The sequence below is a fragment of the Nocardia cerradoensis NBRC 101014 genome, from assembly GCF_000308535.1.
GTDB classification, from domain to species: Bacteria; Actinomycetota; Actinomycetes; order Mycobacteriales; family Mycobacteriaceae; genus Nocardia; species Nocardia cerradoensis.
Map to the genome: position 1 here is coordinate 1 of NZ_BAFW01000139.1, position 4,035 is coordinate 4,035.

Annotated in this window: 4 protein-coding genes and 1 pseudogene; 2 read left to right on the forward strand and 3 right to left on the reverse strand. The window is 70.2% G+C overall.

Annotation, left to right across the window (positions count from 1 at the left end):
- The 3 genes from ON23_RS14555 to ON23_RS14565 form a co-directional block, all read right to left on the reverse strand.
- Positions 1-897: hypothetical protein (locus ON23_RS14555; protein ID WP_039778795.1), on the reverse strand; the 897-nt coding region annotated here is incomplete at its 3' end.
- Positions 898-997: 100 nt separating this feature from the next.
- Entirely contained in the window at positions 998-2,242 is a 1,245-nt protein-coding gene (locus tag ON23_RS14560; protein ID WP_039778790.1) for an SPFH domain-containing protein, read from the reverse strand.
- Positions 2,242-2,673 (reverse strand): NfeD family protein, encoded by a 432-nt coding sequence (locus ON23_RS14565; protein ID WP_036502267.1) that lies wholly within the window; start codon positions 2,671-2,673, stop codon positions 2,242-2,244. The genes ON23_RS14560 and ON23_RS14565 overlap by 1 nt, the downstream gene beginning before the upstream one ends.
- 177 nt (positions 2,674-2,850) lie before the next feature.
- Here ON23_RS14565 and ON23_RS14570 point away from each other — a divergent pair, with 177 nt between their 5' ends.
- Complete coding sequence (locus tag ON23_RS14570) at positions 2,851-3,672, forward strand: DUF3097 domain-containing protein (protein ID WP_039778791.1); 822 nt, start codon at positions 2,851-2,853, stop codon at positions 3,670-3,672.
- Positions 3,673-3,730: 58 nt separating this feature from the next.
- Positions 3,731-4,035 (forward strand): annotated as a pseudogene (locus ON23_RS14575) (dienelactone hydrolase family protein); the annotation flags it as partial.

Here is a 4,035-nt window from a genome sequence, read left to right on the forward strand (position 1 = left end):
AAAGGGCATGACACCCACCGCGTCCGCGGGCCGGCCGGCCCGGCGCAGGCAGCTGCGCACGATGGGTTCCGCGAAATCCGGGGCCACCACCATCGCCGCGGTGCGCCGTTCGAACACCTCGCGCACCGATTCCGGAAATTGCCGGGTCAGGGTGGCGGCGATACCACCCGGGAAGGTGCCAGGCGGCGCCCACATGGTGCCCAGGCGGTACAGGGTAGCCCGCACCGCGTCGCGATCCCATTCCCGCGGCCGGTCCGGCTCGCCGGCGGCCGCCAAATCCTCGTAGTCCCAGGCGGATTCGCCGTAGAGGATGTTGCCGAACAGGTCGGCCAGCACCCAGCCGTCGGCCCCGCCCAGTGCCAGTGGACGGCGGGCGGTCGCCTCCGCGATACGCTGCGGCCACTGCGAGACGGTCCAGTCGCGCGGGTCGTCGCGCGGCCGGTCGCCGCCGAAGGCGTAGCGGTCGTACCACACCAGCGACTTGTCGGCGGCCTTGAACGGAATGCCGTAGAGCGCACCGTCTTTCCACAGCAGCGAGCGCCACCGATCCGGATAGCGCGGGCCCGCCGCGTCGTGCCACAGCGTGGGCGGCAGTGCGCGCAACACCCCGCCCGCCAGCTCACCGATCCGCCCGACCTCGGGCAACATCACCAGATCGGGGGCGGAGCGGCCGCGCGCCTGCAGGGCCGTATCGATATCGTCGCCGAGCGGCAACACCGCGACCGTGGCACCCAGCCCAGCATCGTCGAGCACCCGGCGGAACGCGACGAGCTCGGATCCGCTCCAGGGCACCGCGATCCGCACCGAGGCGGGGTGTCCGAACAGCACTCCGGGGGCGCATGCGGTCAGCACCGGCGCCAACGCCGCGGCGCGCAGCACCGCCCGCCGTGTCGCCATGCCCACCCCCGAGTCCGCGTGCCCTGCAGCGAAATTCGAATGCCGGCCCGCATGATTCGCGGACCGGCATTCGGATCATCGCTGAAATACGGTTACCCCGTCAACGTCCCGGATACTCCGGCGGCTGCCACGGCCGGCCGCCCGCGTCGCCGGGGCGCGGCGCCGGTTGCTGCTGCTGCGCGGGGGGCGAGGGCGGAATGGGAGCGCTCTGCGGCGGCAGATGCCGGGGCTGATTGGGCGCGACCAGCGGCGAATCGACCGGCGTCGCCGCCGCGGCCTCAGCCGCGCGCACCGCCCGCTCGGCGGCCGGATCGGTCTTGATGTCGAACCAGTCGGCCACTTCGTCGGCGTCGTCGTCGGGTGTGCCCGCGGCACCGTCGTCGCTGGGCTCGTAGCGGAAGACGCCGTCCTCACCCTGGGTGCCGAAGTTGCGGGCGAACCCTTCCAGCGCCTTGCCGAAATCGCTGGGCACCATCCACACCTTGTTGGCGTCGCCCTTCGCGACCAGCGGCAGCGTCTGCATGTACTGGTAGGCGAGCAGTTCCGGGGTCGGTTTGCCGGATTTGATGGCGGCGAAGACCTTTTCGATCGCCTTCGCCTGGCCCTGAGCCTGCAGGTAGGCGGCGGCGCGTTCACCCTGGGCACGCAGAATCCGGCTCTGCCGCTCACCTTCGGCGGACAGGATGGCCGACTGCTTGGAACCCTCGGCCGCGAGGATCTGGGACTGCTTGGCACCCTCGGCCGTCTTGATCTGCGCCTCGCGGTTTCCTTCCGCGGTGAGGATCATCGCGCGCTTCTCACGGTCGGCCTTCATCTGCTTCTCCATCGATTCCTGGATCGACGGCGGCGGATCGATGGCCTTCAATTCCACTCGCGCCACCCGCAGGCCCCAGCGGCCGGTCGCCTCGTCGAGGACGCCGCGCAGCTGCGAGTTGATCTGGTCGCGGGAGGTCAGTGTCTCCTCCAGGGTCATGCCGCCGACCACGTTGCGCAGGGTGGTGATGGTCAGCTGCTCGACCGCGGCGATGTAGTTGCTGATCTCGTAGACCGCGGCCTGCGGGCTGGTGACCTGGAAATACACCACCGAATCGATCTGCACGGTGAGGTTGTCCTGGGTGATCACCGGCTGCGGCGGGAACGACACGACCCGCTCGCGCAGGTCGACCTTGGCACGGATCCGGTCGGCGAACGGGACCAGGAATGTCAACTGGCCCGATACGGTGCGCGAATATCTGCCCAGCCGCTCGATCACCGCGGCCTCGGCCTGCGGTACCAGCGCGATCGACTTGAAGACCACCACCGCGACCAGCACCACGATGACGATCGCGACGATCAGTACAGCCATTACGGCCCCTTCCAGACGACGGCGTGCGCGCCGTCGATCTTCATGACGTAGACGGTCTCACCCTCGGCATATTCATCGGCCGGGTCGAACGGGCGTGCGCTCCACACTTCGCCACCGATCTTCACCTGACCGCTGTTCTCGTTCACCGCCTCCAGCACCTTCGCCGTCTTCCCCGGCAACGCGTCGACATTGGTCGGCGTGGGCGGCGGAGTCGCGAAGCGGCGCAACAACATCGGGCGAACGACGAACAGCAGCCCGATGGCGGAGATCGCGAACACCACGGCGTCGATCACCACCGACGTCTGCGCGATCCCGGCAACCCCCGCGGTGATCAACGCCGCCCCGCCCAACATGAGCAGCGTGAAGTCACCGGTGAGCATCTCGGCTGCGGCGAGCAGAATTCCCGCGACCAGCCATACGATTGCGGCCACGAGTCAACCGTACCGTGCCTGTCCGTTTTTCCGCGCCTTTAACGGGACGAGTCGAGCGGAAACACGCCGGTCACCGGTCCGGATCCGGTGGGCGCGAGGCTTCGCCGGCCGGACCGCATCGCCGGTCGTGGCCTCGCCTCCCGCCGAACGGCAAGGGAAACAGGTAGTTTCGGCCGGGTGAGTGCGCGCGACTACGGTGACATCTATTCCGGACACGCTCGAACCCGCAAGCGCGCGGTACCGCAGGTCGTCGCCGAACGCGATCTCGTCGCCGAGGACGCGGCCAGCGGATTCTGCGGCGCCGTGGTCGGTTTCGAGCGCACCTACGACGGCGAGTTCGTCAAGCTCGAGGACCGCGGCGGCCGGGTCCGGCTGTTCGCCTTGCGTGAGGCGGCGTTCCTGATCGACGGGCAGCCGGTGACGCTGGTGCGGCCGAAGACGACCGTACCGGCCGCACCCACTCGGTCCGCGTCGGGGTCGACCCGCGTGGAGGGGCTGCGCGCCCGCGTGGCGCGCGCCAGCCGGATCTGGGTCGAGGGCGTGCACGACGCGGCGCTGGTGGAACGCGTCTGGGGACACGATCTGCGCGTGGAGGGCGTGGTCGTGGAGCATCTGGAAGGCCTCGACCATCTGGCCGCGCGGTTGACCGATTTCGGCCCGGAGCCCGGTCGGCGGGTCGGAGTACTGGTCGACCACCTGGTCACGGGTTCCAAGGAGACGAATCTGACCACCGGACTCGGCCCGCACGTCCTCGTGACCGGCCATCCCTACATCGATATCTGGCAGGCGGTGCGACCGCAGGCCGTCGGCATCGAGGCCTGGCCGCAGGTGCCGCGCGGTGAGGACTGGAAGACCGGCGTCTGCCGCCGTCTCGGCTGGGGCACCCCGTCGGAGGGCTGGCGGCGGGTCTACAACGCCGTCGACAGCTTCCGCGATCTGGAAGCGCCGCTGCTGGGCGCGGTGGAACAGCTGATCGACTTCGTCACCGAACCGGGGTAAGGGCGCCGGTTCGCCGGAGGTCTGCCGATACACAGGTGCCGTGGTTACGCTGGCCGGTATGACGCCGCTGCAGCGCTACATCGCAGAGGAGATCGGCACCGACCATGCCGAGGGCCTGCTCAGCCGCCGCGAGGCGCTGCGACGGTTGAGCCTGCTCGGGCTCGGCACCCCGGCCGCGGTGGCGCTGCTGGCCGCCTGCGCGCAGCGGTCGGGCACCTCGGCGGGCACCACGAAACCGACCGCCCCGGCGAGTTCCGCGCCACCGCCGGGCACCGCGACCGCGGTCCAGCCGAGCGCGATCACCTTCCCGGCCCCGACGGCCGTACCCTGCAGGCCGCCTGGGCCGCCGCGGCGCAACCTCGA